This window comes from Paenibacillus sp. E194 (assembly GCF_000935845.1).
In the GTDB taxonomy this organism is placed as follows: Bacteria; Bacillota; Bacilli; order Paenibacillales; family Paenibacillaceae; genus Paenibacillus_B; species Paenibacillus_B alvei_B.
The window spans coordinates 1-24,101 of record NZ_JMDX01000076.1 but is presented as its reverse complement, the minus strand read 5'-3'; the positions used below and the strand labels follow the sequence as shown (position 1 = coordinate 24,101).

The following is a 24,101-nucleotide window of genomic DNA, read 5'->3' as shown; positions in this document are numbered from 1 at the left end:
AGAGGGCATAACAATGGAAAAACAATTTACTATTAAAAAACCCACAAGGTATCCACGCTCGTCCAGCGGGCGCAATCATGAAGAAAGCTGCTGAATTCGCAGGAGAGCAAATTACAATCGAATTCAACGGCCGTAAAGTAAGCGCAAAAAGCATCACTGGCGTATTGACGCTCGGTATGAAGGCTGGCGACACAGTAACAGTATCTGCTGAAGGTGATAAGGCTGCTGAAGCAGTTGAAGCAGTAGGCGCAGTAATCGAATCCGTATTGGACTAATAGAACGTAATCATTAACGTGGAAAAAGGAGTGGAGGAACCGATGCTACTTCAAGGTATTCCAGCTGCATCCGGTTATGCCATCGGCCAAGCATTCATCCTGGAGCATGATACATCTGAGGTTGAGCGTAAGCAGGTCGATGATGTACAGGCAGAAGCAACTCGCTTGCAGACAGCTGTACAGCAGGCTATGAACGAACTGGAGCAGATTAAAGAAGATACAGCGAAAAAATTAGGCGAGCATCAAGCTGAAATCTTCGCTACACATATCCTTGTATTGCAAGATGAAGAGTTTGTTGGGCAAGCGATTGAGAAGGTTCGCAGTGAGAAGGTAAATGCAGAGTTCGCTCTTTCGGAAGTGACTCAGCAGCTGGTCGACATCTTCAGCAGCATGGACAGTGAATATATGCGTGAGCGTGCAGCGGACTTCCGCGATGTGAGCAAGCGTGTACTCGGTCTATTGTCCGGCAAGAAATCTGCTTCTCTGAATGACTTCGAAGAGGCAGTTGTGCTCTTCGCACATGACTTGACTCCTTCCGATACAGCCCAGCTGGATCGCAGCAAGGTAGCAGGCTTTGCGACGAACATTGGCGGTCGAACTTCCCACTCGGCTATTATGGCACGCTCGATGGAGATCCCTGCGGTTGTTGGCTTGCAGGACGCTACATCTACAGTGAAGAACGGCGACATGGTCATTCTCGATGGTTCAAGCGGCATTATCCTGATCAATCCAGATTCGGATACGATTGCAACTTACCAAGAGAAGAAGGTGAAGTTCGAGAAGCGTCAGGAAGAGATGAAGCTGTACAAAGACAAACCTTCGATCACTGCTGATGGCCATGAGGTTGAACTCGTGTCAAACATCGGCAACCCGCAAGATGCGCTTGGCGCACGCAACAACGGTGCTGAGGGTGTAGGCTTGTACCGTACGGAATTCCTGTACATGGGGCGTGACAACTTCCCATCTGAAGAGGAACAATACAACTCTTATGTTGCCGTATGTGAAACACTTGGAACGGAGAAGCCAGTCGTGATCCGTACATTGGATATCGGCGGGGACAAGGAGCTGCCTTACTTGCCGCTTCCGAAGGAAATGAACCCATTCCTGGGATACCGTGCGATTCGCTTATGCTTGGATCGTAAAGATCTATTCAAGACACAGCTTCGTGCGATCCTTCGTGCAAGCGCCAAAGGCAACATCAAGCTGATGTACCCAATGATCTCTACGCTGAGCGAGCTTCGCGAGGCAAATGCGATTCTGGCAGAGACGCAAGCAGAGCTGGATGCAGAAGGCATTGCGTACAATAAAGAGATGGAAGTCGGCATGATGATCGAGGTTCCTGCTGCTGCGATTATTGCGGATCAATTGGCGAAGGAAGTTGACTTCTTCTCCATCGGTACGAATGATTTGGTACAATACACGATGGCTGCTGACCGGATGAACGAGCAAGTATCCCACTTGACTCAGCCATTCAACCCAGCAGTGCTGCGCTTGATCAAGATGGTTATCGATGCTGCGCACAAAGAAGGCAAGTGGGCTGGCATGTGCGGTGAAATGGCCGGCAACCTGAAGGCTGTTCCGATCTTGCTCGGTCTTGGCCTTGATGAATTCAGCATGAGTGCAAGCTCTGTACTTCCAGTACGTGTACTGCTGAGCCGCTTGGATCGTGAAGAGATGCGCAAGCTAGCGGAAGAAGCGCTGATGCTGGAGACAGCTGAAGAGATTCAAGTTCTGGTCGTTGACCGTGTATCGGCAGTTCAAGAAATGTCCATCTAACATGTAACGAATGTGTTGCAGTCGGGGAGGAGAACCTCCTCACCCGGCTGCCTTATCGTTTCCATATGTGTCAATAAAATTACAAATAAATAATATTCTGCAATATTCCTACATATTCGACAAAATTAGATTTATTCGTTGACATTGATTGTGGATTAACCTAGAATAAGTGATGTAGTTGACGCACGAATCGAAAACGTTTCCAAAAACGTAATCTTCCATGTGTACGCTCAGGGGAAAGGAGCCTTGCTTTGTCAGAACAACGTCGCTTTGAAATCGTACGGGCATTAAGCAACAATGTCGTATTGGCAAACGATGTGTTGGCTAACAAAGAAACCATTCTCATGGGGAAAGGGCTCGGCTTTGGGGCAAAACCTGGAGGTTCTTTGGAAACTAGTGATACACGAATCGAGAAGACCTTTGTGATCGAGGACAAACAGCATTTATCGCAGTATCAGATGCTGCTCGGGCAAATTGATCCCGAAGTCATTGTCATTTCGGAGAAGATCATTTCGATCGTATCGGAGCAGTTGACGCCGGATTTGAACGAGCATATTCATCTCGCATTGCCAAGTCATATTGAATATGCCCTTTATCGTCTTCGCAACAATATAGCGATAGAGAATCCGTTTCTATGGGAGATTCGCACATTGAACCCTAAGGAGTTCGAACTTGCTACCCAAGCCGCTGAGCTTATCGGCAAGACGTTCGACGTCGTGGTGCCGGAGGATGAGATTGGATTTTTGACAATCCATATTCAATCTGCCGTTGCCCATGTCCCTGTGGGGAACTTTGTTCAATACAATCATCTTCTGAAGGATCTGGTCGCCCTCATCGAACGCGAGCGGGGCAGGGTCATTCCGAAGGATAGCATTGATTACTTACGATTAATTACGCATTTGCGCTTTGCGATGGAACGAATTCGCCAGGGTGATGCCACGAAGAATCCATTCCGGGACAACTTGAAGGAAATGGCGCCTTACGAATTTAGTGTCGCACAGAAATGTGCGGACTTGATGTCGAAGAAGCTGGAGATCGAAATACCCGAAGATGAAACGGCATACATCGCAATGCATTTATATCGTCTATTTCATAAAGACTCAGAATAACGCTGGACAAGCGTGTTACTAGTTCGACTAGGCATGAGCTTGCTGGGGGATAACATCTAATTTTTTTGGATGTCGTTCCGTCGCAAGCTCATGCCTTTTTTATATTCTCTAATGCGCTTACATTTTGGCGGAGGAGATGACAGGTCAGAGCATAAATTTTTGACCTTTTATCCATACTTTACTTATTCACCACAAGGAGGAACGACATATGCTAGCCTTTTTGCAAAAAATTGGTCGTGCATTGATGCTTCCGGTTGCAACTTTGCCGGCGGCGGCGATTCTGCTTCGCTTCGGTCAAATTGACTATGTGAAAGATTTTCACTTGGGGGATACGGTCGGCGGGTTCTTGAACCAATACATCGCCCCATTCCTTGACGCAGGCGGATCTGCTATTTTTGATAACTTAGCTTTATTGTTCGCAATTGGGGTCGCGATTGGCTTTGCCGCTGATGCGGTAGCTGTACTGGCAGCAGTTATTGCACATATGATATTGCTGAAAGTGCTGACGAAGATTCCGGCAGCCTTTACATTCATACCAGCAGATATGAAGCTGGACATGGGGGTTATCGGCGGTATCTTGGCTGGTTCCATTGCAGCCTTCATGTACAACAAATATCACAATATCAAGGTTCCAGATTGGCTCGGCTTCTTCGGTGGCAAACGCTTCGTGCCGATTGTAACTTCAGCTACGATGATCTTGATTGCGATTCCATTCGGTATCGTCTGGGGTCCAGTCCAAACAGCGCTTGATTCCTTCGGCAACTGGATCGTATCGCTTGGTGCGGTTGGTTCCGGGGTGTACCTGACAGCGAACCGACTTCTCATTCCGTTCGGTTTGCACCATGTATTGAATGCAATTCCTTGGTTCCAGCTTGGAACATTCACGGATGCAGCTGGCGAAGTATGGCGCGGCGATATCGCTCGATTCTTCCATGGCGACATGACAGCTGGCGGATTTATGACAGGTTACTTCCCGATCATGATGTTCGCGCTTCCGGGTGCTGCGCTCGCTATTATTCATACAGCGAAGCCAGAGAAGCGCAAGGCGGTTGCATCGCTCTTCGTCGGAACCGCGATTGCATCCTTCTTGACAGGTATTACAGAACCGATTGAATTCGCGTTCATGTTCGTAGCGCCTGTATTGTTCGTCGTTCACGCAATCTTGGCTGGTATTTCCGGCTTCGTCATGGCAACGCTCGGCGTACGCCTTGGATTCGGCTTCTCGGCAGGATTTATCGACTATGTATTGAACTTCCCGCTTGCGACTAAGCCACTGATGCTTATCCCTGTAGGTCTTGTGTACTTCGTTGTCTACTACGTCTTGTTCCGCGTTCTCATCAAGGTATTGAACCTGAAGACGCCTGGACGTGAAGATGACGTTGAAGGCGAAGGCGCCAAGGCTGAAGCTGGCGGCGGCAATGCAACACTGCAAGAGAAGGCTGTGAAAGTGCTGGGGATGATTGGCGGCAAAGACAACATCATTGTCAATGAAGCCTGCATCACGCGCCTTCGCTTGACGCTGAAGGATGATACCGTAGTGGATGAAGCTGGTCTGAAGTCCCTCGGTGCAGCAGGCGTCATGAAGCTTGGTAAGGGTAACGTTCAAGTTGTATTCGGAACGCAGTCCGAGCTCTTGAAAGAAGAAATTAAAAAGCTGTAAGTAGTGTTTAAACAGACACTGTCACATAGGCAAGATGGCAAGGCAGAAAGCCAGCGGATTCATTCCGCTGGCTTTTTTCGTATATCGAAAAAAGAGGGCATCAAAGCAGGGTGTATAATTGTTTGTGGAAACAAAGTTGATCCAAGGCAAGATATTTTCTATACTATACGTGCATCCATAGGAACTCAAACCGCTGTTCCAGACCGAAGGATAAGGAGATGGTGGAATTGGGACAAAGGAAAATGATAGACCAGCAGCGCCTACGAGTTAGGGAGGCTGGACGATGACGATCACGCAGCAAGCCAATATGATTAGTCATCCAGCACGGCGGAATATTTTATTGTTTTTGAAGCAACAAGGAACAGTCGGGGTGCCAGCTATCGCGGGACATCTTCAACTGACGGCTATAGCCGTTCGCAGGCATTTATATGCGCTGCAGAAGGGCGGGTATGTACACGCTCATCTGATTCGTCAGCAGCTAGGAAGACCCACCTATGAGTATAGTTTGGCTGACAAGGCAAGCATGCTGTTCGTCAGTGCATATGATGCGCTGATCATCGATATTCTTGAGCAATTGCAGGAGCGATCCGGTGAAGATACGGTGGAGCAGCTATTCCATTATCGCAGGCAGAAGTTGGAGAAGCGATATGCTCCGTTATTGAATCAAGCAAGCTTAGAGGAGCGCATCTGTTCATTAGCAGCACTACAGGACAAGGAAGGCTACATGGTTAGATGGGGCAGATGTGAGGATGGCAGCTATTGGCTGGAAGAGGCCAACTGCCCGATCTCCCAAGTTGCGGTTCAGTTCGGTTCTCCTTGCAGATGCGAGCAGTCGATGTTTGCCGCGGTGCTCCAAGCGGATGTTGACCGGACAGAAAGTATTGTGGAAGGCGGCACGAAATGTATGTTTCGTATCGCTGAGCCAGATCCAGGGGAACTGTGTGAGTTGTCTGAACCAGAAGTGTAGGGATACAGGCATCTGAGCATGAATCGATTTAGCGTGGTTGGAGCTTGCTGGGAAAAGGAGAATGATGATGAAGCGGAAGGTTGATCAAAAGGATGTCAGGGCTGAGACATCAGTCGGGATCGAATGTAATGAAAATAATGAAAGTAATGAAGCTATTGAAGTTACTGATCCTTATTTGATTTCCATCGTGAATGCAATAGAACAGTTGACAGAGTCTTGGTCTGCTAAGCTGAAGAACGGCGGCATCAAGCTTCAGCTTGCCGTTCAAATCGGCTCCAGCCTGAGCGAAAGCCAACAGGAATGGCTAATGGAGTTCCTTCAGGACTTTCATGTTCGCGATCTGGAAATGTCGAAGGTGCTGCAAGCCTTTGCTACCGAGATACCGGAATGGGCGACCCGGCAAATTCTTCAGATCTTTCGCAAAGCGGAGCGTGTGAAGGCTGTACTAATTGCTCGGAATGATGTAATGGATCAGCTTGAACAGCAAATGAGGCAAATGGAGTATGACTTCTGGCAGGGCAATCTGCCAACAGATGAAAATGAGCTGGAACATGTGCTTTCAACATGGCAGCGGGAGCTGGCCGCATGGGAGGAAGAGGCGTCTCACGAGAGAAATACATACAACCGAACCTATGGGGATAGTTCGCGTTCATCGGTGAACGCACCCTCTGCCGGTAAGGATTTGACCTTTCATACGTTAATTGGTGTCCTTGAAGAAGCGGATGCGAAGCAAGTGAGGAAGCAGTCCCGCAAGCTGCTGCGGGTGCTGCACCCCGATCACGGCGGAAGCGCGTATTTGTTTACATGGGTAAAGGAAGCATACGATGCGTATCAAGCGAGCCGGATTTGTCGTGAAAGCCCTACTGCAAGATGATAAATAATAAGCGCCCCGTCCTATGTTTATCACATAGGACGGGGCGCTGTACTGTACATAACGTTTCTTTTTTAAAAACAGGGTCAGCTACTCGTCTCTTCGTACAACTAGCCTCTCATGCGGCGGAACGCTTCATGCGCAGCTTCAATCGTACGCTCGATGTCTTCCGCGGTATGCTCGGTAGTCAGGAACCATGCTTCGTACTTCGAAGGCGCAAGGCAGATGCCTTGATCGAGCATATGACGGAAGAATGCGCCGAACGCTTCGGTATCCGTCTCTTGTGCTTCTGCATAATTCGTGACTGGATGATCGCAGAAGTGCGTTGAGAAGGAGCCGCGAATGCGGTTGATCGTAAGCGGCACGCCATAACGGTCAGCACCTTCTTGAATGCCGTTCGTCAAGCGGATTGCCAGCTCCTCCATTTGCTCGTATACGCCTTCTGCTTGCAGAACCTCCAAGCATGCAATGCCGGCCGAGATCGAAGCAGGGTTTCCTGCCATTGTGCCTGCTTGGTATGCAGGGCCGAGCGGAGCAACTTGTTCCATGATGTGCTTACGTCCGCCATAGGCGCCGATCGGCAGGCCGCCGCCAATGATTTTGCCCATCGCTGTCAAGTCTGGCTCAATTGCTGCAAAGTCAGGGAAAGCGCGGTAAGTTTGCGCCGAACCATAATGGAATCGGAATGCGCTGATGACCTCATCATAAATAACGAGCGCCCCGTATTCGCGAGCGAGCTTGCAGAAGCCTTCAAGGAAGCCTTCTGCAGGCATAACCATGCCGAAGTTGCCGACGATTGGCTCAACCATAACGGCTGCCACATCGTCTCCCCAATGCTCCAGTGCTTCCTTCAAGCTGTCCAGATCGTTGAATGGAACGGTGATTACTTCGTTAGCAATGCTGGATGGAATCCCTGCGCTGTCTGGAATACCAAGCGTAGAAGGGCCAGAACCAGCTGCAACGAGCACGAGATCCGAATGCCCATGGTAGCAGCCGGCGAATTTGATAATTTTCGTGCGCTTCGTATAAGCGCGGGCTACGCGAATTGTCGTCATAACAGCTTCGGTACCCGAGTTGACGAAGCGTACTTTATCCATAGACGGAACAGCTTCTTTCAGCATGCGAGCCAGCTTGATTTCCAGCTCGGTCGGCGTTCCGTACAAGGTACCGTTCTGCGCAGCGCGAACGATTGCCTTCGTAACATGGGGGTGGGCATGACCTGTAATGATAGGGCCATAAGCAGCCAAGTAGTCAACATAGCGGTTGCCGTCTACGTCCCAGAAGTAAGCGCCTTGTGCGCGTTCCATGAAGACGGGGGCGCCGCCGCCGACCGCTTTGAATGAGCGGGAAGGGCTGTTGACCCCACCGACAATATGTTGAAGCGCTTCTTCGTACAGTTGTGCAGAACGGTTGCGGTTCGTAGTCATGTAGATGAATCCCCTTTATTGTGAATTAGTTTCAGATACGGATTGCGTGATATTCACTTCCAAAGCTTTTTGAATGTATTGCTTCAGCTTATCGTCGTCAATAACCCGGAGCACGGCAGCGTTGTTCACTCGTGCATCGGTGACATTGTCCATCGGCGGGAGCTGATGACTCTGCCCAATCGAGCTGTCGTAGCCAAGCGCGGCCAGCTTCACGATGTCATCGGCTGATAAGTTTGTCTCGACATAGGGCGACACTTCCCTGATAAGAGAGGGGAGCTGCAGCAGGTTCCAGGTTGATTTGAGCTTGTTGGCTAATGCCCCGAGCAGATCGCGCTGCCGCTGGGTGCGAGCATAATCGGACATCGCATCATAGCGGAAGCGGGCGTACATAAGCGCCGTTTCGCCATTTAGCAGCTGCTTTCCTTTTTTCAAATCAATATCGTATTGATGCTTATCTGCCTTGCTCGTATATTTCATATCCTTCTCAACTTCAAATTCCACGCCGCCTAGCGCGTCAATCAACTTGATAAATCCGACGAAGTCTGTATACACATAATATTGAATGTCCAGTCCTGTCAAGTCGCTTGCTGTCTTCATAGCCAGCTCCGGTCCGCCATAGGCGAGCGCCGCATTGAGACGATCCTTGCCGAAGCCAGGGATATCAACGTATGTATCCCGCAAGAGGGAGAACAAGTTGGCTCGCTTCGTCTTCGGATCGAAGGAGGCGAGCAGAATAGAATCTGACCGCGGGACTTCGTTAGCCTCCAGTCCGCGAGAGTCTCCGCCTAGCAGTAAAATGTTGACCCTCTCTTCTCCCTGCCATTTGGGAGGCTCTATGTTGACCTTCTCGGGCACGCGATGTACGACGGGGGTGAAGCGAGAGGTTTCGGGTGGCTTCTGCAGACTGTCCAAGCTGCTGTACATGGACCACATATAATAACCGGCACTAGCCAGAAGGAATACACAAACAGAAATAAGGGCATGCTTCCAATACTTTTTCAACATATGGATCGTCCTTTCCGCATCCGGCGGCAAAGCGGCGAGAGTCATGATGTCGAATCCGGTGCATTCAGCATTCTTTCAAGTCGACCTACGTGCTATAGTAAAGGTTATGGGCAAATGCTCCGCATCTTGTCTAATCAATTATAGAATTTTTACAGAATCGAATCAATTGAATGACTTGTACCCGCGTAACGGGTCGGTGACCAGGGAAAGGGTGACAGAAATATATATGAACGCTATTGACGTGCGGGATTTGCGCAAAACGTTCCAAGTACAGAAAAATCGTGATGGACTGAAGGGAGCGCTCCTTGATTTATTCAAGCGGGAATATAACGAAGTAATGGCAGTGAAGGATATCTCCTTCACGATCCCACAAGGGGAAATATGCGGATATATTGGGGAGAATGGTGCAGGCAAGTCGACGACAATCAAGATGCTGACTGGCATTCTTGTGCCAACCTCCGGTGATATTCGTGTGAACGGATTTATCCCGCATAAGGAAAGAGAGAAGTTCGTGCAGGGCATTGGCGTCGTCTTCGGGCAGCGGAGCCAGCTGTGGTGGGATATCGGCGTAATTGAATCCTTCCGGTTGCTGCGCAAAGTGTATCGCGTTTCTGAACATGACTTCAAGCAGCGGCTGGATGAACTGGTTGAGCGTCTTGCCTTGCAGGAGCTGCTGAACCGCCCAGTACGGAAGCTGAGTCTCGGACAGCGCATGCGCTGTGAATTGGTGGCATCCCTGCTGCACCGTCCTTCTGTGCTATTTCTGGATGAACCAACGATTGGACTCGACATTGTCGTGAAGACGGAGATTCGCGAGTTCCTGAAGCAGCTGAATGCAGAGCATGGAACAACGATTTTGCTGACAACTCATGATTTGCAGGATATCGAAGCTCTATGTACGCGTGTCATTATGCTCGATGATGGAAGCATTATTTATGACGGCGGATTGGACACGCTCAAGTCGACGTGGGGTAAGGGACGAGAGGTTCGTTTCCAATTTGCGAAGCCTATGCGAGCGGGTGATGTTGAGGCGCTTACGTCCGGCCTTGATGTGGAATGGACAGTTGAATCTCCCTATGAAGCGGGGGTTCTTGTGCCATTTGCCACGAATGTATCGGATGTCATAGGACGAGTGGTTGGCGGTGCGTCGATATCGGATTTGAGCATTATTGAGACGAATACCGATGATATCGTTCGTGAGATTTACAAGGCGGGCACGGCAGAGAAGCCAGAAGGGCTTAGCCCTCTCTTGTCCATCCAATCGAAGGAGCCGAAGACAGACGACGCTGAGCGCAAGGAAGAGAACGACAAGGAGAAGGAAGCGGTGACTCATGGCTAGCGCATATCTTGAATTTATCCGCATTCGCTTCCTGTTGATGCTGGCTTACCGAGTTAATTACTATTCCGGCATTCTCATCTATACGCTCAACATTGGCGTGTATTATTTCACCTGGCAAGCGATTTACGGCGGACAAGGAACACTTGCAGGCTTTACGGCTGACCAGATGACGACCTATATCGCGGTATCTTGGATGGCGCGCGCCTTTTACTTCAACAACATGGATCGTGATATTGCCATGGAGATTCGAGATGGCAGCGTAGCGATCCAATTTATTCGGCCTTACAATTACCTATTCGTCAAGCTGATGCAGGCGTTCGGCGAAGGCTTGTTCCGATTGCTGCTCTTCATGGGGCCGGGTATGGTCATCGCATGCATTCTTTTCCCAGTGAAGCTTCCGCAGGATCCGAAGCAGTGGGCGGTATTCGGCGTCATGCTGTTTATGAGCTTCCTGATCAATTCGCAGTTGAATATGCTGACGGGATTGACGGCCTTTTTCATCGAAAATAATGAGGGCATGATTCGTATGAAGCGGGTTGTCGTCGATTTGTTCTCCGGTGTTATTGTACCGATCAGCTTCTTCCCAGGCTGGCTGCTCACGTTGAATGAATGGCTGCCATTCCAAGCGATCACGTATTTGCCGAGCTCTGTATTTACAGGCAGAGTGGCAGGCGATCAAGTGTGGGCGGCGCTCGGTATCCAATTGCTGTGGGCGGTAGTGCTCGTTATTCCAATTGTGCTGCTGTGGCGTTCCGCGCGCAGACGCTTGTTCGTGCAGGGAGGTTGATCACAATGTATTACTTCGGACTTGTTAGTGAGTATTTGAAAAACTATATTAAAACACGGCTTACCTATCGTGCAGACTTCTGGATAGAGATCGCATCGGATCTGCTATTTCAGGTCACGAATTTAATCTTCATCTTCATCGTCTTCATGCATACGCCAACATTGGCTGGCTGGACTCGTGATGAGATGGTGTTCGTCTATGGCTATTTCATGATTCCATATGGTATATTTAGCTGCTTCTTCAATTTGTGGGGGTTCAGTGAGCGATATATCGTAAAGGGGGAAATGGATCGGATATTGACGCGTCCAGCGCATAATCTATTTCAGATTCTCCTTGAAAATGTAGATCCCCCCTCCATTATCGGATCTATCGTTGGTGCAATCATGATGGGCATATGCTGGAATAGGCTTGGTCTCGACTTTGGCATCATGGAGCTGCTCATGCTGTTCGTAATGCTGATCGGATCGGTGATGCTGTACTTCGGCATTTATTCTGCACTAACATCGATTTCATTCTATTCGGATGCGCCGACAGGCATTCTGCCGCTCGTGTGGAACATTCAGAGCTACGGTCGTTATCCGCTAACGATCTACAATCGGTTCATTCAAGTGCTGCTCACATGGATTCTGCCGTTCGCATTTGTAGGCATCATACCTGCCTCTTACTTCATGGAGGGCAAAGGATTGCAGCAGATGGCGCTCCTGACTCCGGTTGTGGGAGTTATCTTCTTCGCTCTTGGGTTAACGCTGTGGAACATCGGTGTTAAGCGATACCGCGGGGCAGGATCTTAATCGAATAGGTTATCGCCTTCCAATTCAGCAATGAGTTTGGGAGGTAATTTTTTATACAATGGGGAGAGAATTAGAATCTAAGACTCGTCGTTTTTGAAAAAAAGAGTGGGGGATGATAAGCTTAAAGCAATAGAACGGCAGTCTTGGCTGCCGGGAAGGAGCCTCATACAATGACACAATCCACGCAAGTTGAACTTGGACAAGTGATCCCTGACTTTACGCTGCCGGCATCTACCGGACAGGACGTGAAGCTGAGCGACTATCGGGGCAAGAAAGTCGTGATTTATTTCTATCCGAAGGATATGACGCCAGGCTGTACACAGGAATCATGTGATTTCCGTGATTACCATGGAGATTTCGAGAAATATGGAGCTGTCGTGCTTGGCATTAGCCCAGATCCGATCAAGTCGCATACCAAATTTATTGAGAAGCACAGCCTGCCCTTTACGCTGCTGTCTGATACGGAGCATGAAGTAGCGGATCTGTTCGGGGTATGGCAGCTTAAGAAGTTGTACGGCCGCGAATACTACGGCATTGTCCGCTCGACCTTCCTAATTGATGAAGAAGGCAAGCTCATCAAGGGAATGGCGGAGCGTCAAGGTGAAGGGACATACAAATGAAGTGCTGGAAGCAGTGCGCGAGCTCGCATAACGTCGCTTCATCTATATAGGAAGGGCTGTCCCCATCAGGGGATCACAAATGAATAAGTCCCGCAAGTAAGGCAAAGACGCCTCCAAAACCATGGAGCTCTTCTCCATGGTTTCAGTTTTATTTATTTTTCTTGCTTTGTTTTTCATACTTGGGGTTCATTATAAGCAACGTAAATAACCCGAGAGGGGCACTCTTAAGTGTCCATCTCTCGGGTCACAGTTCACCAATAGCCTATTGGGGTTATCTTCATTGTTTTTTCTTAAATTTTCTTAAAATCCTTCCTATAATTTGTGGAACAACTGAAAACATGATCAGATACAACATTTCATACCAATCAATTGACATTAAATCTTTTCCACTTATTAAATGGTAACTAGTAAAACCAATAGATACCAGGAAAATGCTTAACATAATTTGATAAATCATTAATTAATTTTTCTTATACCCATCCAACCAAAATTCAGAAGTAATAGGGCTTCCTTTCATATGATTATCTCTATTGGAGTCAGAATAAAAATAATGAACTGTTTTTTCAGCTACTTTCATTCTAAACATTTTCGGGTCTGGTGGAAGCAAAGTTTTATAATATACAAAATCAGTATACCAAATATCCTCGATTTGATCGTCCACGATATAAGCAATTAACCCAGTGGCAGAACTAATTGTTGCAGCAGCCCCAGCTCCCATTGTACTTGCACCTACAATTCCTGAGATTACTGCAGTCACAGCAGCGACGGTATATTTTTTGATTTTGAATGTTTTGTATATAATTGATGTCTTATACTCCAAGGTGGAAATATAGCCCATCAACTATAGGTTAATTTAACATAAATTGTATATTATGTCCAGTTTAAACTAAACCCCTTTTGAAAACGATTTACTTGAGGATGCTGTGCGTCGTTTCAGAAGATCAGTCAGCAGTGTGGGTAAATTACAGAAGTCAGCATGCATTTCTATGATTGCAGGATTTTGAAGAGTTTATTATTAAATATTCTACCTATGAACTATAAATGAACAAATTTGAATCAATATATTTCCAACATAAAGTCAGGCAAGCAACCTATTCATCTTTTGTTGTTTTCTCTATTGTGTCTCTGTAATTTAATAGACTTAAAACCTAAAATACAAAGTGAATGTTATCTACTATGCTCCCCTAATCGTAGACAGCAATAAAGAATTCAAGCTATTTTGAATTCAATACTGTAGGCGTAGGGGATTTTTTTATGCGTATTCGGATGAGCGACTAAAAATCACCATCGAAAATCTAGTATAAAAATTTTTATATAACTATTTCTAATAACTCAACTTTCGCAGCTATAAAAGCGAGGTAAACCCTTACTAACTAGGGATGGCTGAATAATACATAAACGCGGGAAATCATGAGATACTCAAAGAAAACTATGAGGAAGCGGGGGTTCGAAATTTGATCAGGTGCAAGTTTTTTTCGAGCTTTCTTATAAAAACTTGCACCTTTAAATAATAGCGATATCTTACTTGAAGCTAGGTACAGAATTTCAAGGTAGATCCTTTGACATGCTCATCAGCCATACCACGATTGTATTCGCACGATATTTAGTCAAGGAATGGGAACGACGCTGTGAACAAGATAGTCGTTTCTTAGTCGGGCTGTTCTTTGTGATTTCTGATGAAGCCATATGCCTAGTACACACGGTGGATAACATCCTCGAAATCCGGTTCTTCCATGTGAACGTCTTCCACTTCACCGAATTGCCCCAGGATACGGAGTGCATCCATGGCACTCAATTCCTCGCGATTGCATTCCACGGTCAAGGTCCGGCCGTTCAACTCACGGAAGCGAAGCGGGCTGGGTACATTCTTAGATTGGTCAGAGATCTGGCAGCTGCTTCGATAGGTAACCGAGATGACAGTCGGCAAGCCGATGCGCTTGCGAAGGTCGTCGATTGTGCCGTCGAAGCCGAGCTTGCCATGATTAATGACGATGACACGATTGCACAACTGCTCGATATCGTCCATGTCATGCGTTGTCAGCAGAATCGTCTTGCCGAGCTCCTGATTAATCGTCTTCAGGAACTGGCGAATATTCCGCTTGGCGATGACGTCAAGGCCAATCGTTGGCTCATCGAGGAACAGAATGTCTGGATCATGCAGCAGCGCGGCCGCAATATCGGCGCGCATTCGCTGCCCGAGTGAGAGCTGACGTACAGGTGTATTCATAAATTCGTCCATCTCAAGCAGTTCGGTCAGCTGTTTGATGCGCTTCTGCTTCTCTGCAGGATCGAGCCCATACATCGCGGACAGAATATCATAGGAATCTCGCGTCGGCAGATCCCACCATAGCTGAGTGCGCTGTCCGAATAGGACGCCAAGCCGGCGGGTTACTTGACGACGCGCCTTATAAGGGCTTAGTCCGAATATCCGTACATCGCCGGATGTTGGATGCAGAATGCCAGACAGCATCTTAATTGTCGTAGATTTGCCTGCGCCATTCGGCCCGATATATCCGACAAATTCACCACTTTTGATCGTGAAGCTGATGCCCTGAACAGCTTCCTTCACAATCTTGTCGCGAGAGATCAGGGAGCGTATGCCCTTGAAGGCACCTTCCTTCGGGGCGGGCCGGGCGAAACGTTTATGTAAATCGGTTACGGTAATCACGAGTATCCCCCTTTAATTCCGTTCGTTACGTGTGTTGTCTGATGCTTTTTCAGGTTGATTGTTGCTGTTATTGCAGTCGGCTCTATACCTAGTTTCATTTCAAGCTGCTGATCGAACTTCATAGCGAACTACATATCGAGTTCCATATCGGGCTCTGCATTGAGCTCAATATGGACGTCAGCTTAGCTTCCTGTGCTCTGGTAGCGGGAAATCCCAATCTTCCACACGCGCAGGGCAATCAGGAACACGACGGCCGTAATCGCGGTGGACAGCCCGATTAGCCATATGCCGGATTGATGTCGCAAGATGTACAGCGAAGGAATATAGTTCGCGAACCCGACAGGTATGATGCTGAGCAGCACTCCCTGCATCCATTTCGGATATATGGTCATTGGGTATTGCGCTGCCGTACGAGCAGCATCCTCCGTAATGTTCTGTAATTCCTCGATACGGGTTACCCAGAAGCCTGCCGATGCGGTTAGCAATCCAATGGCAAACAGCAATACAGCCCCTGATAAGATGACAAATATCGTGAGCGGTATGGCAGTCCATCCAATCTGTCCACTGCGCATCATAGTACTCATGCAGATGGTCAATATCGCCGTTCCTTGGATGAACTCTCCGAGCCTAATGGAGAAATTCTGTGACATCAGTGCCAGCAGTACAGGGACAGGACGCAGGAGCAGACTATCAAGAGCTCCGTTAACCAGATAGTTCTCCAAGTGGTGCACGTCCGAAGCAATCATTCGGTATATTGCCTTAGACAAGGATAAGATGGCATACAAATATCCAGCCTCCACCAAGCTCCAGCCTTGAATATGGCCGAACTTCAGCAAAATGACTGCAAGCATAAGGAATTCGAAGACACTGATAACGGCCGCCATTAGCGTAGAGAACCAGAAATTAAACTTGTACTGCATGCGGCTGCGAATACTTGCGCGAACGAGCAGCACATACATATGGATCCACTTCATCCGCCCTGCACCTCCACCTTGCGTCGCATAATCCCGGTAACGGCGAGACATGCAGCAGTGAATACGATGCACCACATCAGCGAACCTAACAGCGCGGACGGGGATTCCATGCCGAGATAGATTCGGGTAGGGACATAATGCAAGAACGGATAGAATGAGGCACGGCTAATGTCGGCAAGCCAAGATGGCAGCCATTCGATTGGAATGAGAAAGCCCGACAGCAGCATGCTGAACGCATAATTGACCCAGTACAGCCAGACTGATTCTGTTGTCCAGAGCGCAGCGGCTCCGATCAGATAGTTCAGGCATATTGAAATGTACGCGGCCAGCGTCAAAGCTACAGCGGTCCACACGTAAGTGATAATGGTAGAGGGGACGTGAAGCGGCATTACGAAGAAATATAAGATGTAGATTGGTAAAAACTTGTACACGAACTGGTAGGCGATTTGCCCCCATTCCTTGCTCATCAACTGATAGAACAAATGAACGGGACGAACAAGATCAAGGGCGATCTGTCCGGTCCGGACGGACTGTTGGATGCCAAGTCCATTCGTTAGAAAGGCAGCAACCCACAAGCTAGCTTGGTTGAAGGCGACGTAGCTTACGATGCCGTTCAAGCCGTACTCGCCAAGCGGCCTTCCTTCGCCAATCCCTGTCCAGATCGAAATGTAGATAAATCCGAACATGAAGCTGGCGATGTTGTGCACCATATGGGCACTGCGGTACTGCAAATTGCTGAGATACTTTTTGCGAGCCAAAGTAAAAAAGAGCATTCTCCACCTCCGTCATCTTCTCGTATTGCGGCGTGCCATACTAGTGATGCTAGGTGAAATGAAAAAAAGAGAGCGAGGAATATAGTACCAGATACGTTGTTGAAATGGCAAGTATTATTTTGGATGCAGTGTAGAACGGCTAAGATCTATTCTTATATTCCTATACTTGCCAATACATAGATTTACGATATATAGTATATCTAGGTATTATACAGATGTGGGAGGGATGATCGATTTATGCGGCCTAAGGTTAGCAAGGAACTGTTGAAGGGCAGTACGGCTTTGCTTATTTTGTCCATGTTAGAAAAGGAAGAAATGTACGGCTATGAATTGACAAAGCGTTTGGAGGCCGCATCTTCGGGATTGTTCGCATTGAAGGAAGGAACGCTGTATCCGATTCTTCATGCACTCGAAAGTAAAGGCGAAGTGGAAGCCTACTGGAATGAGGCGAGCGGTCGAGCCCGCAAATACTACCGGATTACGGATCAAGGACGCAAACTTCTGCAAGAGAAGACGGATGAATGGCGTCTGTTCCGACGTTCGCTCGATCAGGTGCTGGGGGAGGTATAGGGATGACGCGGAATGAGGAAGGAAGAGACACGAAGCACAGCTCTATCCTTGAACAATTCGTGGGAGAGGTCTTGGTTCACGTGAAGGCAAAGCAGATGCACAGTGAGATTCGATCTGAACTGTTGGATCATTTACTGAATGAGACCGAATCAGGGATGGATCATGGTATGGATGAAGCAGCGTCTGAGAAGCAGGCGGTGCGCAACATGGGGGATCCTTCCGTTGTGGCAGCGCAGTTCAATCAGGTACATCGTCCTAATGCGCCTTGGAAGCTATGGATTTCCGTATTGGTGTGGATTGCTATTTGTGTAGTTGGCTTGTTCGCCGTGCAAGCTGGGAACCCTCAAGATCTTTATCGCTTATCTGCCGAAGGTTATGCATGGCGTCTAGTACCGGGGGGAGTAGCTTTTCTGTTTGCATTTTGGGTAGGTTATCAGAAATTACAAAAAGGAGCAGTGTGGCTATATAGCTTAACTTTGCTGCTTAGCATACTTACAATTTTTTTATCTTTGAGTATAAACGGACAATCCTTTCTGTCAATTGGGACTATCTCGATTAATATGTTATATATTAGTCCTTTTTTGGTTCTGATCGCGCTGTATTCGATGACGGGTGTTAAATTCGTCAAGATGCATCGTCCGACACTATTTCTCGTCTTATTATCTCTGCCTATTATTATCTATCTTGCAGATGGCCGGTTATTGCAGTTATGTACCTATCTATGCGGGGTGCTAGTCGTGGGCAAGTTAGCAGGGTGGAAGTGGGGATATGTTAAGTGGGCTGCTTGCGGAATTGTAATTACAGGAGGACTATGTTACGGATTCATAGAGAGGTTGCGCCTTCTAGTGAATATAAGAATTGAAAATTGGCTCCATACGCTGAACGGTTCCGCAGATATTTCATATCTCCAGAACATCACGCAGCAAATTCTTCGTGAAGCAGGCTGGTTCGGGCATGGTATAGGGGAGCTTGCATCCCTACCTTATGTCGCTAGCGATAATTTAAGCATCGCGATCATTCATATGTTCGGTTGGGTAGGCGGTCTAATTATGCTGATAGCTCTCACTATTATAATCACAACCATGTTCAGGCAAGCTCGGCTATTTCGCGATCCTTACGCCAAAGGTCTTGGTAATCTGATTAGCAGCATGATGGCTGTGCACAGTTTGTTGTACATAGGAGGGATTATTGGCATTGTCCCTATCAACGGAGCAGGGCTCCCAATGCTAGGTTCGGGCGGGAGTGAAATTCTGCTATGGATGATGCTTCTTGGCCTGTACTCAAGCGCACATTGGAAAAAAGACATGGTACCGGTTCTGAATCAGTGATCTACACATATGCTCATAGTAGCAGCAATGAGGAAAAGGTGACATCCAATCGAGGTCACTTTTTTAAATAGGAAAATGTTGTTATTGGACTGGTGAAATCGTATGATCAAAGAGTAGCCGCAATGAAATGAAGGTGGCACCGAATACGTGTCATCTTTTTTTATTTCCGCCATATAATCTAGCAATAGGGTAATAGAAACAAGGATAAGTTCACGGTGACGGCACTACGAAAGGGAAGAAGGAGACGATAATAATGATGAAAGGCAAGTTGAAATCGGTAATGATTACGGCGCTGTGCGCCTTGCTTGTTCTGATTGGAACGTTGACGTTCGTAGACGGACAGCCGCCAACGAAGCATATTGCTTATGCTTCGTCAGGGCATGAGGTGGATAGGCATGAATCTATTTCAAATACACTGGTGGGAGTCGGAGATCAGACTTCTGTGTTGTCTGCGGCTGCTTCTCCACAGATTGCTGGGCAGCAGGTTGGTGTGGAGCCTGCGGCTGTGCCAGTTCTAGTAAGCAGTAAGAGCAAGTCTGAAGTCCCTGCCAATAAGCCGGACAAAGTCGTATATCTGACATTCGACGACGGACCAAGTATACATACGAAAGAAGTACTCGATATTTTGCAGCAGGAGAAAGTGAAGGGGACGTTCTTCGTATTAGGTCAGCAAGCAGAACGGAACCCCAAGCTAGTGGAGCGCATTGTACAGGAAGGCCATGCATTAGGCAATCATAGTTATAATCATGATTATTCAGATCTATATAGTGATTTTCGCAAATTTTGGAGCCAAATAAAGCGTACAGGCGAGGCTGTTAAGAAGATCGTAGGTTATGAGCCAGAACTCGTTCGAGCTCCAGGTGGTACATTTTTGAACTTCGACAAGCAGTATTTCGATTTGATGAATCAAGCAGGCTATCTCGTCTATGACTGGCATGTAGACAGCAACGATTCGAAGCGGCGCGGTGTTCCTGCGAAGGAGATTGTTCAAGGCGTCAAAGACGGTGCTCTGCTTCCTTCAACCGTCGTGCTCATGCACGATGGGGTGGGACATGGCGAGACGGTGAAGGCACTGCCGGAAATTATTCGCTACTACAAAACGAAGGGGTATTCCTTTGATGTGCTCTCTTCTTATGTAAAGCCTGTGCAGTTCAAGCTGGCTGCCAAGCAGCGCTGGTCGAGAACCTCCGTAAGTAAAGCATGGATAGAGGCCAACGTGAAGCCGATTCAAACAGTAAGCAATGATAAGGCACAGAAGCCGGGTCAAAAGCCAGATCAGAAGCCAAACACTACCGAAGGCGGCACGACGGATCCGAAAACGAATCAGAAGCCTACTGAACCAGTGAAGCTGGACAGACAGCTGACGATTGTGACGGATCAAGGCGAGCTTGAATTTGCGCCGGATCAGTTCATGAGTTATCAGGATCTTACCTATGTTCCGCTTCGTATGCTGGTGGAGCGATTGAACGGTACCGTGAAATGGAATACAGAATTGGAACGGGTAGATATGGAGTGGAACAATAGTTTGGTTGGCATTGATGTACGAGCGGGCAAGATGGAGTTGATTGGTCAATCAGGAGAGGACGGTGAGGTGAAGGTGCAGCCTCTTCGTATTGTGACCGAGAAGTATGTAACATGGGTGCCATTACGGCAAGTGTTGGATGCATTCGGTGTAAAGATGACTAGTTATATGCTGTCCCCGCTTAAACCAATAGAGAAGCAAGAGTAGTTGGAATAAAGAGTAGATGTATGATGAAAATGTACCTGCTATGGATAAGAGGATGCAAAATTGATAGGTTTGAAAACAAATAGCTTGGGCGACACTGGTATATAGAACGGCCCGGGACGATTACAGGACGTGCAGAGGCACGCGGGAATCGTTCCGGGCTTTTTTTGTCATGTTGTTGTCTATGAATTGCACAGAAAAGAAAGTTAAAAATGATATACACCGTTCAGAGTTGATAGGGAGGGAATCGCATGACGAATGAATGGAGTGTTAGTGGTGGACAGCGTCCCCAGCGGGATACAGATGTGTGGCTGGCCGAGTTCGCGCAGCGGGGCTGGATTGCTTATCTGGAACGTATGGAGCAGGTCATTGTGGGCAAGAGAGAAGTGATTACGATGGCGGGGCTTGCGATGATAAGCGGGGGACATATTCTACTTGAGGATGTGCCTGGGGTTGGGAAGACGGTACTGGCACGTGCCATGGCGCGAGTGACAGGGGGGGCCTTCCGTCGCATTCAGATGACGCCAGATATGATGCCTGCTGATATTACGGGCAGTATGGTTTGGGAGCCAAGCAGCGGTGAGCTGCGCTACAGCGAAGGAGCACTCCAGGCGAATGTAGTGCTCGCTGATGAGTTGAATCGAGCCCCTGCTAGGACGCAGTCAGCTCTGCTTGAAGCGATGGAGGAGCGGATGGTGACCGTGGACGGCATGACGCGTCCACTTCCGGATCCATTTATGCTGATCGGTACTCAGAATCCGCAGTATTTCGAAGGTACGTATCGGATGCCGGAGGCGGAAGCAGATCGTTTCATGATGCGATTATCTATTGGATATCCGCATGCTGAACATGAGGCAGATATGCTGCTCCGCCAGCGAGAAGAGCATCCATTGTTGCGTGTTAAGCCATTATGGACTCCAGAGGAATGGCGCTTACTCGTGCGGCGCGTGCATATGGTGCATGTAGATGAAGCACTGTGCCGCTATATGGCGGATCTGGCGCTGGCGACTCGTACTCATGAATCGGTAGCGCTCGGGGTCAGTCCCCGGGGAACGCTTGCGTTGATGCGCGCAGCACAGGCACATGCTTGGGTAGAGGGACGAACTTATGCCGTGCCGGACGATGTGAAGGCTGTTGCAGTCTATGTACTGGCGCATCGGCTGCAGCTCCACAACCATGCCGTACGAGCAGGCATTGTGGCTGAGGAAATTGTGTTGGAGGTGCTGGGTCACACAGCTGTACCCGGATTCCCATCAGGTTCTGCAGGCAAGAAGGGGACGAGCGGAGGTGGTTCGTCAGCCTCTACGAGTCTGGCTGGAAGGACTAGACAAGCTTCCACTTATCGTACACATGCAAGGGATGTGCAGTTCCCATCTGTTCAAGAAGAGCAGACGAACTCACGCCAAGCAGGGAAGCGCATATGGTTCGGAGGAGATTATCAATGAAGCAAGCGCTAAGACATCTATTCACAGCTATCGGCTGCTTGGCGCTGGCGTGGATCGGGTTTCAACGGGAAAGTGCTGCAGTCTGCTTCCTGGCAGCCATATTGGGTGTCATGTTGCTTAGCAGCGCCCGTTCTTATTGGATAGGAAGCAGGCTACGTTCGGTGCAGACTGTACACCAACCGATTATTCCGCAGCGCAATGAGAACAGGAACATGGTATTTCTCGTCACCATGACAATGAAGCGTCCGTTTCCCGTATTGTGGCTGCGAGTGACAGAGTTCTGGACTCGTACAGGAGGGGAAGGAGGGGCGTGGATGTGTCGACGACTTCTATTTCCTCGCCGCCGCCAATCTCTTACTTTTACCTCATCCTTTGCAGGGGCTCCGCGAGGTGTATATGAGCTTACCCGCATTGAGCTTCAGTATGGGGATGTATTCGGTTGGTTCAAGCACAATGTAATCATCCGTCCGAGCGAAGAGAATGCGCCTGTATGTATTATGGCGCCTGATATCGGTACAGGGAATCGGCTTGCTAACGAGCAATATGCAGTGGAAGGAACGGAAAGCTTGGGAAGCCCTGAGAACACAAGCATTTATGGAACGGCTGAGCGGCAACAAGAGTCAGCGCTGTTCTCCCCATCCTTATATGGAGAAGGGGGCGAGCCGTGCACAGCAGTGACGAGTGGGATGCAAAGTGCTGAGCTTCGAACGTACCGTGCCGGAGATCAATGGAGATCTATTGACTGGAGAATGTATGCGAAGCGCCGATTGCTTGCAGTTCGTGTTCCTGAAGCGGGACAACTCGAACAATGGGATATTGCAGTGGATGATACAGGGTGGCGGAATGAGCTGACTCAGCATACGACGAACATGAACTCAAAAACAAATACGAACATAAATAAAAACACAAACAAAAGTACAAATACCAAAACGACTGCGAATCAGAAATCGAGCGCGAAGGCAAGTATGGGTGACTTGCAAAAGAAAACGAAGCTCTTGCAACAGATGGAAGCAACGGTTTCTGCGGCAGCAGCCCTTGTAAGACAGAAGATGGAAGCGGGACATACCGTTCGCTTATTCTGGATCAGTGATGGAGCTAGTGTGCATGGTGCTCGGAATGCTATTATCGCACTCGCTGCCGAGCAGCTGGGCAAGCGTGTAGAACACCGTTGGAACTATGAAGAGGGAACTCCTTCGATGGTGCATGTAAATGCAGCAGTCTCTAGAAGGCTTGCCGTTGTAAGTTGGGACAGACACTACCAGAAGTGGGGGGCTGCACAGCATTTTACAGGGCTTCACCAAGTGGATCAATGGCTGAATGCTGACGAGATCCAACGATTCGAGCCATCAGCGACTAGAATTGTGGGCAGCCAGAACACAGCGAATGCGAGTGTCTCGGCGGCAGCAAGTGAGCGAGTCGGAGTGAGAAGCAGTGACCGAATGAACGATAGTGAGAACCGAGGTGAGTATCGTGTATCTACCGACAGTTGGACGACAGCACAAGGGTAAATCGCAACCGCTGCATACATCTGCGGCTCCAAGCAGCAAGCTTACCTGGTTGATGCGTTGGAAGGCTGCTGGATTTACTGTACTGCTTTTCGCCTTGTTCGCGGAGTGGTTCTATCCCCTGCAAGAGGTGGGACGCAATATTGACTTGAGCGATGTTCGCCCATTTCTCGTTGCGGTGGCGATATATTTGCTTCTTGGCTTAATTGTTCACCATACTGCACTGTCTGTGGTTCTGTATGGGATGGTGGCGATTGGAACGACCGCTTGGATGTTCGGCTCCGTTCGAGTACTTCCCCATGCGTCAGACACCTGGCTAATGGGTGAAGGGTTTGTCCGTTCTTTCTTAGCAGGCTTAGGAAGAATCGGTACCGCACTGCGCACAGATATTAATGGCTGGTTGGATGGCCATTGGATGAATACAAGTGGTGAATTGCGGACACTGCTGCTTCTCATCGGTTGGGCGATGCTGGCGTCATCGATTC

Annotated in this window: 20 protein-coding genes and 3 pseudogenes; 17 read left to right on the top strand and 6 right to left on the bottom strand. The window is 48.4% G+C overall.

Annotated elements, in window-relative coordinates:
- Positions 1–77: 77 nt before the first annotated feature.
- The 6 genes from AZ66_RS12860 to AZ66_RS12835 all read left to right on the top strand — a co-directional run bounded on the left by AZ66_RS12860 (position 78) and on the right by AZ66_RS12835 (position 6,661).
- The gene (locus tag AZ66_RS12860; RefSeq protein WP_231586852.1) at positions 78–275 is read left to right on the top strand and encodes an HPr family phosphocarrier protein; all 198 of its coding nucleotides are present in this window, start codon (positions 78–80) and stop codon (positions 273–275) included.
- Between the two features lie 42 nt (positions 276–317).
- Positions 318–2,051 carry a phosphoenolpyruvate--protein phosphotransferase gene (gene ptsP / locus AZ66_RS12855; RefSeq protein WP_044355225.1) on the top strand — a complete coding sequence of 578 codons (1,734 nt, stop codon included), beginning with the start codon at positions 318–320 and terminating at the stop codon, positions 2,049–2,051.
- A 251-nt stretch (positions 2,052–2,302) separates the two neighbouring features.
- A complete protein-coding gene (locus AZ66_RS12850) occupies positions 2,303–3,160 on the top strand; it encodes a PRD domain-containing protein (protein ID WP_021259942.1) in 858 nt (285 codons plus the stop codon).
- Positions 3,161–3,368: 208 nt separating this feature from the next.
- Positions 3,369–4,820 (top strand): PTS transporter subunit EIIC, encoded by a 1,452-nt coding sequence (locus AZ66_RS12845; RefSeq protein WP_044355224.1) that lies wholly within the window; start codon positions 3,369–3,371, stop codon positions 4,818–4,820.
- A gap of 283 nt (positions 4,821–5,103) precedes the next feature.
- On the top strand, positions 5,104–5,787 hold the full coding sequence (locus tag AZ66_RS12840) for a helix-turn-helix transcriptional regulator (protein ID WP_021259940.1): 684 nt from the start codon (positions 5,104–5,106) through the stop codon (positions 5,785–5,787).
- Positions 5,788–5,848: 61 nt separating this feature from the next.
- Positions 5,849–6,661, top strand: coding sequence for a J domain-containing protein (locus tag AZ66_RS12835; RefSeq protein ID WP_231586851.1), 813 nt, complete (start codon positions 5,849–5,851; stop codon positions 6,659–6,661).
- Between the two features lie 107 nt (positions 6,662–6,768).
- Here AZ66_RS12835 and AZ66_RS12830 read toward each other — a convergent pair whose 3' ends face one another.
- Together AZ66_RS12830 and AZ66_RS12825 are read right to left on the bottom strand one after the other, a co-directional pair.
- Positions 6,769–8,085, bottom strand: a complete 1,317-nt coding sequence (locus AZ66_RS12830; protein WP_044355222.1) for a glutamate-1-semialdehyde 2,1-aminomutase — start codon at positions 8,083–8,085, stop codon at positions 6,769–6,771.
- Positions 8,086–8,100: 15 nt separating this feature from the next.
- Complete coding sequence (locus AZ66_RS12825; protein ID WP_082061562.1) at positions 8,101–9,135, bottom strand: LCP family protein; 1,035 nt, start codon at positions 9,133–9,135, stop codon at positions 8,101–8,103.
- 181 nt (positions 9,136–9,316) lie between these two features.
- On the opposite strand from AZ66_RS12825, the gene AZ66_RS12820 reads away from it, so the two are divergent.
- From AZ66_RS12820 to bcp, 4 genes and pseudogenes are all read left to right on the top strand, one after another.
- Positions 9,317–10,429, top strand: a complete 1,113-nt coding sequence (locus tag AZ66_RS12820; protein ID WP_044355228.1) for an ABC transporter ATP-binding protein — start codon at positions 9,317–9,319, stop codon at positions 10,427–10,429.
- Positions 10,422–11,216 (top strand): ABC transporter permease, encoded by a 795-nt coding sequence (locus tag AZ66_RS12815; protein ID WP_044355221.1) that lies wholly within the window; start codon positions 10,422–10,424, stop codon positions 11,214–11,216. The genes AZ66_RS12820 and AZ66_RS12815 overlap by 8 nt, the downstream gene beginning before the upstream one ends.
- 5 nt (positions 11,217–11,221) lie before the next feature.
- The gene (locus tag AZ66_RS12810) at positions 11,222–12,007 is read left to right on the top strand and encodes an ABC transporter permease (RefSeq protein ID WP_021252237.1); all 786 of its coding nucleotides are present in this window, start codon (positions 11,222–11,224) and stop codon (positions 12,005–12,007) included.
- 170 nt (positions 12,008–12,177) lie between these two features.
- Positions 12,178–12,658: pseudogene (gene bcp / locus AZ66_RS12805) on the top strand (thioredoxin-dependent thiol peroxidase).
- A gap of 429 nt (positions 12,659–13,087) precedes the next feature.
- On the opposite strand, the gene AZ66_RS12800 reads toward bcp, so the two are convergent.
- A complete protein-coding gene (locus tag AZ66_RS12800) occupies positions 13,088–13,447 on the bottom strand; it encodes a hypothetical protein (protein ID WP_044355220.1) in 360 nt (119 codons plus the stop codon).
- A 690-nt stretch (positions 13,448–14,137) separates the two neighbouring features.
- On the opposite strand from AZ66_RS12800, the pseudogene AZ66_RS32600 reads away from it, so the two are divergent.
- Positions 14,138–14,320 (top strand): annotated as a pseudogene (locus AZ66_RS32600) (IS4 family transposase); the annotation flags it as partial.
- Here the strand turns inward: AZ66_RS32600 and AZ66_RS12795 are convergent.
- The 3 genes from AZ66_RS12795 to AZ66_RS12785 all read right to left on the bottom strand — a co-directional run bounded on the left by AZ66_RS12795 (position 14,318) and on the right by AZ66_RS12785 (position 17,042).
- The gene (locus AZ66_RS12795) at positions 14,318–15,295 is read right to left on the bottom strand and encodes an ABC transporter ATP-binding protein (RefSeq protein ID WP_044355219.1); all 978 of its coding nucleotides are present in this window, start codon (positions 15,293–15,295) and stop codon (positions 14,318–14,320) included. The pseudogene AZ66_RS32600 and the gene AZ66_RS12795 sit on opposite strands and share 3 nt — an antisense overlap.
- 182 nt (positions 15,296–15,477) lie before the next feature.
- Complete coding sequence (locus AZ66_RS12790; protein ID WP_044355218.1) at positions 15,478–16,269, bottom strand: ABC transporter permease; 792 nt, start codon at positions 16,267–16,269, stop codon at positions 15,478–15,480.
- Positions 16,266–17,042, bottom strand: coding sequence for an ABC transporter permease (locus AZ66_RS12785; protein WP_021252233.1), 777 nt, complete (start codon positions 17,040–17,042; stop codon positions 16,266–16,268). The genes AZ66_RS12790 and AZ66_RS12785 overlap by 4 nt, the downstream gene beginning before the upstream one ends.
- Before the next feature lie 237 nt (positions 17,043–17,279).
- Between AZ66_RS12785 and AZ66_RS12780 the strand changes: the two genes are divergently transcribed.
- The 6 genes and pseudogenes from AZ66_RS12780 to AZ66_RS12755 form a co-directional block, all read left to right on the top strand.
- A complete protein-coding gene (locus AZ66_RS12780) occupies positions 17,280–17,612 on the top strand; it encodes a PadR family transcriptional regulator (protein ID WP_044355217.1) in 333 nt (110 codons plus the stop codon).
- Between the two features lie 2 nt (positions 17,613–17,614).
- Positions 17,615–18,940, top strand: coding sequence for an FtsW/RodA/SpoVE family cell cycle protein (locus AZ66_RS12775; RefSeq protein WP_044355216.1), 1,326 nt, complete (start codon positions 17,615–17,617; stop codon positions 18,938–18,940).
- 253 nt (positions 18,941–19,193) lie between these two features.
- Positions 19,194–20,669, top strand: a complete 1,476-nt coding sequence (locus AZ66_RS12770; RefSeq protein WP_044355215.1) for a polysaccharide deacetylase — start codon at positions 19,194–19,196, stop codon at positions 20,667–20,669.
- Positions 20,670–20,917: 248 nt separating this feature from the next.
- Entirely contained in the window at positions 20,918–22,111 is a 1,194-nt protein-coding gene (locus tag AZ66_RS12765) for an AAA family ATPase (RefSeq protein WP_052648498.1), read from the top strand.
- Positions 22,108–23,619 carry a DUF58 domain-containing protein gene (locus AZ66_RS12760; protein ID WP_044355214.1) on the top strand — a complete coding sequence of 504 codons (1,512 nt, stop codon included), beginning with the start codon at positions 22,108–22,110 and terminating at the stop codon, positions 23,617–23,619. The genes AZ66_RS12765 and AZ66_RS12760 overlap by 4 nt, the downstream gene beginning before the upstream one ends.
- Positions 23,582–24,101 (top strand): annotated as a pseudogene (locus AZ66_RS12755) (transglutaminase domain-containing protein); the annotation flags it as partial. The gene AZ66_RS12760 and the pseudogene AZ66_RS12755, both read left to right, overlap by 38 nt.

What these genes read in the sequence shown, in the direction of transcription:
- AZ66_RS12760 (WP_044355214.1), top strand. Translation starts at nt 22,108, where the DNA reads ATGAAGCAAGCGCTAAGACATCTATTCACAGCTATCGGCTGCTTGGCG.
- AZ66_RS12785 (WP_021252233.1), bottom strand. Translation starts at nt 17,042, where the DNA reads ATGCTCTTTTTTACTTTGGCTCGCAAAAAGTATCTCAGCAATTTGCAG.
- AZ66_RS12815 (WP_044355221.1), top strand. Translation starts at nt 10,422, where the DNA reads ATGGCTAGCGCATATCTTGAATTTATCCGCATTCGCTTCCTGTTGATG.
- AZ66_RS12845 (WP_044355224.1), top strand. Translation starts at nt 3,369, where the DNA reads ATGCTAGCCTTTTTGCAAAAAATTGGTCGTGCATTGATGCTTCCGGTT.
- AZ66_RS12790 (WP_044355218.1), bottom strand. Translation starts at nt 16,269, where the DNA reads ATGAAGTGGATCCATATGTATGTGCTGCTCGTTCGCGCAAGTATTCGC.
- AZ66_RS12770 (WP_044355215.1), top strand. Translation starts at nt 19,194, where the DNA reads ATGATGAAAGGCAAGTTGAAATCGGTAATGATTACGGCGCTGTGCGCC.
- AZ66_RS12765 (WP_052648498.1), top strand. Translation starts at nt 20,918, where the DNA reads ATGACGAATGAATGGAGTGTTAGTGGTGGACAGCGTCCCCAGCGGGAT.
- AZ66_RS12775 (WP_044355216.1), top strand. Translation starts at nt 17,615, where the DNA reads ATGACGCGGAATGAGGAAGGAAGAGACACGAAGCACAGCTCTATCCTT.
- AZ66_RS12830 (WP_044355222.1), bottom strand. Translation starts at nt 8,085, where the DNA reads ATGACTACGAACCGCAACCGTTCTGCACAACTGTACGAAGAAGCGCTT.
- AZ66_RS12835 (WP_231586851.1), top strand. Translation starts at nt 5,849, where the DNA reads ATGATGATGAAGCGGAAGGTTGATCAAAAGGATGTCAGGGCTGAGACA.
- AZ66_RS12820 (WP_044355228.1), top strand. Translation starts at nt 9,317, where the DNA reads ATGAACGCTATTGACGTGCGGGATTTGCGCAAAACGTTCCAAGTACAG.
- AZ66_RS12860 (WP_231586852.1), top strand. Translation starts at nt 78, where the DNA reads ATGAAGAAAGCTGCTGAATTCGCAGGAGAGCAAATTACAATCGAATTC.
- AZ66_RS12780 (WP_044355217.1), top strand. Translation starts at nt 17,280, where the DNA reads ATGCGGCCTAAGGTTAGCAAGGAACTGTTGAAGGGCAGTACGGCTTTG.
- AZ66_RS12825 (WP_082061562.1), bottom strand. Translation starts at nt 9,135, where the DNA reads ATGACTCTCGCCGCTTTGCCGCCGGATGCGGAAAGGACGATCCATATG.
- AZ66_RS12810 (WP_021252237.1), top strand. Translation starts at nt 11,222, where the DNA reads ATGTATTACTTCGGACTTGTTAGTGAGTATTTGAAAAACTATATTAAA.
- AZ66_RS12840 (WP_021259940.1), top strand. Translation starts at nt 5,104, where the DNA reads ATGACGATCACGCAGCAAGCCAATATGATTAGTCATCCAGCACGGCGG.
- ptsP (WP_044355225.1), top strand. Translation starts at nt 318, where the DNA reads ATGCTACTTCAAGGTATTCCAGCTGCATCCGGTTATGCCATCGGCCAA.